The organism is Methanoregula sp. (assembly GCF_002835825.1).
GTDB lineage: Archaea > Halobacteriota > Methanomicrobia > Methanomicrobiales > Methanospirillaceae > Methanoregula.
The window spans coordinates 1-4,219 of record NZ_PIZH01000198.1; the positions used below are offsets into that span (position 1 = coordinate 1).

Here is a 4,219-nt window from a genome sequence, read left to right on the forward strand (position 1 = left end):
TGCCAGCTACTGGACCTCGGTTGAACACACGGCAACCCCGCGTCCCGCCTCGCCGGCCCGGGCAGGTTCGATGGCTGCATTGAGTGCGAGGATGTTGGTCTGGTTGGCAAGGTCAGTGATGAGGTTTACGATTTCACTGATCTTGTCCATCTGGCTCTTGATCTCGCCAATGATCTGGTTGACGTCATTGCTCGAGCGTGTGATGCCCTGCATGCCGTTCTCGGTCTTCCGGGCAAGGTCCATACCGCTCTTGCTGTAGGCGCTCGTGTCCGTGACAATCTGGGCAACCGATTCAGACTTCAGTGCAACTTCCTGGATGGCCCTCGAAAGGTCGTCCATTGCCTGCTGAACCTGGAAGATGCCCTTGCTGGACTTCTCGCTGTTCTCGCTTACCTTGGAAGCATTGACCGCTACCTGGTTTGCGCCGGCCGAGACCTCTTCGATGCTGGCGTTGGCTTCCTCGGCATTGGCGGCAAGGTTGCCAACCTCGCTGTTGATTGCGCCTATCGAAGCCGATATATTCTCGCCGATTTTATTCAGCGAGTCCTTGAAGTGCTTGAAATCCCCGCGGACCTTGATCTTCTCATCAAAGCGGGCAGTGAAATTGCCGTTTGAATACTCCCCGGCAACCCGCATCCCTTCATTGAGCGGGATAACGGCGCATTCGAAGGTCTTGTTGATACCGGCAATAATCTCCCAGTACCCGCCCTTGAACTTGTCGGCATTGCCACGCACGCTGAGTCTTCCTTCAACTGCGGCTCTGGAGAGATTGTTCGATTCGCTGATGAGGCTCCGGAGGGTTTCGGTCATTGTGACAAGGGCCGGTACCATCTCGTCTTTGCTGTCGCGGGGTTTGAGGTCACGGCTCAGGTCGCCGTTTGCGATCATCTGCATCGTGCCGAAGACATACTTCTGGAGATCGCCGGAGAACTTGTCCATCTCGATGGCCATTTCACCGATCTCGTCTTTTCGGTCGATGTTAATCCGTTCTCCGAGATGGCCGAGGTGGATCTCGGTGATGTTCGCCCGGATCCGTGCAATCGGGGGAACGATGCTCTGGGTCAGGAGATGTGCCATGACAAGAGATCCGGCAATCCCGATGATACCCAGGATGAGAATTTCACCGGCGCCGGAAGCCCGGCTTCCGAATGTCAGGAGTACAATGATTGCAAAGACGATGCCTAAGGCAAGAAATGCCCCATAAATCTTTTTCCCGATGGGGATGTTGTCGATATTCTCCATTGATAATTACCTGCTCTGTTGGGTTGGTGAAAGATTGATGTGATTTTTGGATTCGTGCATCACATACGGAAAGGATCAGGGCGTTTTCCCATCACTTCCCCCCATTGACGATGCGGTTAGTCTCTCTTCTCAAGGATACTGAGCGTCTTCCGGATATCGATCCAGATGACGAGCTCGCTTACCTCGTTCTCCTTGTCCTTGATGCGTTTCTTGATGATCCCAAGAATTGCGTCGTCGTCGCCAGCCCCTGCGGTGGATGCCGCATCAACGTCGCCTTTCTCAAAGGTGGAGACGGCAAGGACATCGTCCACAAGGATGCCGGTCTTTACGCCGGTCAGCTTCTCGTCAAGGACGATGAACCGCCCTTCTTCCTGCTTCCTGGTCTCCGTGACCGGAATATGCAGCCGGTCCTTGAGGTCGATGATGGTCGTGATCTCGCCCCGGAGATCGATGATTCCCTTCATGTAGGAAGGAGTGTTGGGGAGCTGGGTGATGGGGGTGTACTCAACAACTTCCCGCACATCGAAGAGATCGATGGCAAAATGCTCCTTTCCAAGAAGGAACTCGAGGACCTGGAAGGTCTTGCCGGCAAGCCGGGCCGAATCGGCCGGTGCCTGCACGGCCGCTCCCGGTCCGGGATCTGCCTGTACTGCCTGAACACTATTCTGGGTCATGGTCAAATCCTCGGATCCTCCCACTTACTTGAAATTGTTGATCTCCGTCTTGACGCTCTCGACAACAACCGTGACATTGCCGATAACCTTGCTGATCTGCTCGATCGCGGCGCTGGATTCTTCGCTTGCCGCTGCGGCATCGGTAGATTCTTTCGCCGTGTTCTCGATGAGGCCGTTGACTTCGTTGACGCTTGCCGTGATCTCCTCAACGGATGCGGCCTGCTCTTCTGAAGCCGATGCAACATCGCTGACATTGTGCGAGATCTTCTCGATGGAGGCGGCGATCTTCGTAAAGGTCTCGATCGTCTCCCTGAGCGCTTCGCTGCCTTCGCGCACGCCATTGTTGGATGACGCGACCGCTTCAACAGCATGGTTGGTCTGGTTCTGGAGGTTCTCGATCATTTCCGCGATACGCTCGGCGGATGCCCGGGACTCGACAGCCAGGGACTTGACTTCCGATGCGACCACGGCAAACCCGCGACCTGCATCGCCTGCACGTGCCGCTTCGATTGCAGCGTTCAGGGCGAGGAGGTTCGTCTGGTTCGCAAGGTCGGTGATTAGGTTGACGATCTCGGAGATCTTGTCCATCTGGCCCTTGATGTCGCCGATGATCTGGTTGACCTCGCCGGACGATTTGGTGATGCCCTGCATACCGCTCTCGGTCCTGCGTGCGAGTTCCATGCCCTCGCGGCTGAAGTCCGAGGTGTCGTGGACGATCTTAGCCGTTCCTTCGGCACGGGTTGCAACGTCCTGGATGGTGCGCGAGAGATCTTCCATGGCCTTCTGCACCTGGATGATGGCCTCAAGCGACTTCTCGACATTCACGCTGACGGCGGTTGCGTTTTTGGCAACCTGTCCGGCGCCTGCGGAGACCTCTTCGACATTGGCATTGGCTTCGGCAGCACCGTTCTGGATCTTGCCCATCTCGCCGTTGATGAAATCGAGCGCATTCTCGATCTTCTTCTGGGCCTGCCGTGCCGCCTCGCGGATTTCAGTTAAGTCCGTGAAGAACTCCATGGCGCCAATGGCCTTGCCGTTCGCATCAAGGATCGGGATGCCCGAGTACGAGATGTCGTACTGCTTGCCCTTGGGCGTTGCCTGCGTTTCGGAACTTGCCATCCTGCCGGCCTGCATGCACTGGCCGGATGCACATTTGCCGGTCCGGCAATCTCCGGTCCTGAAGTGGTCGTAGCACTTCTGGCCGAGGATATCCTTGGGTGTTGTGCCCGCCATTGATGCCGATGCCTTGTTGGCATAGAGGACGGTGAATTCCTTGTCGATAATGAATGCCGGGACCGGTATGGCGTCAAGGTGGCCGACAACGGCATCGATGGTCTTGTTGACTCCCGAGATCATTTCAGCATAGCCGCCCTTGAACCGGCCGGCATTGCCGCGTGAAGTCAGCTTGCCTTCCACTGCGGCGTTGCTGACCGAGGTGATCTCATCGCTGAATGCCTGGATGTTGGTAACGACCCCTTTGAAGGATTCGGAGACCTCGCCGATCTCGTCGCCACCACCACTCAAGCCTGCGTTCTTGTCAATTTCCTGCGCTGCGCCCTTGAAGTCCCCGACCATTACCTTGCGGCCGAGCTCAACGAGGTCGCCCATCCTCCGTGCAATCGAGTTGCCAAACCGGAGGGCAATGAATGCACCGGCGCCGATGCTGATGATCAGGATGATGACGATAGCATTCCGGAGGTCGTCGATGGGCCCGCTGAAGTCAGACGGATCGACCCGTGACGCAACAATCCAGTCAAGGGGTGCGAAGTAGGTGTAATATGCTACGGCTTCTTTTCCATCCCAGATGTAGGTGATGCGTTTGGTTGTTGAGGTCATCGCGTTCTTGTCAGCAATCATCTGTTTGATGAAATCCTCGTTAGCCAGATTCTGGCCGGCCAGCGTCGGGTGGATGAGGAGATTGCCCTTGCTGTCCATGACATAGAGGTACCCGTTTTTGCCAATCGTTGTTCCGAGAATCTCGGATTTCAGCGGACCGTAGACAGAATCCTCGGGAACGCCCACGAACAGGATGCCGATGGTCTCACCTGCGGAGTTCCGTATGGGCTCATATGCTACGACCATCTTCTTGCCGACCACATCGGCCATGCCATAGTAGGTCTGGCCTTTGTTGATGACTGCCTCGTAGACAGCATCGGAGACCTGCGTTCCGACAGCGCGCTTGCCGTCAGCTCCGATGACGTTCGTCGAAACGCGGGTTGCGGTGTTGCCGGTCTTGACGAAGATGGTTGCCTTACTGCCAACATCCGCTTCGATACCATCAACAATCGCGAAATTATTGTTCA

The 4,219-nt window shown here is 56.2% G+C and carries 3 protein-coding genes; all 3 read right to left on the minus strand.

Annotated features, from left to right (window positions below):
* Window positions 1-6: 6 nt before the first annotated feature.
* Entirely contained in the window at window positions 7-1,242 is a 1,236-nt protein-coding gene (locus CW742_RS08040; RefSeq protein ID WP_292418887.1) for a methyl-accepting chemotaxis protein, read from the minus strand.
* Window positions 1,243-1,358: 116 nt separating this feature from the next.
* A complete protein-coding gene (locus tag CW742_RS08045; RefSeq protein ID WP_292418889.1) occupies window positions 1,359-1,916 on the minus strand; it encodes a chemotaxis protein CheW in 558 nt (185 codons plus the stop codon).
* A gap of 24 nt (window positions 1,917-1,940) precedes the next feature.
* On the minus strand, window positions 1,941-4,219 hold a 2,279-nt coding region (locus CW742_RS08050; RefSeq protein WP_292418892.1), incomplete at its 5' end, for a Cache 3/Cache 2 fusion domain-containing protein.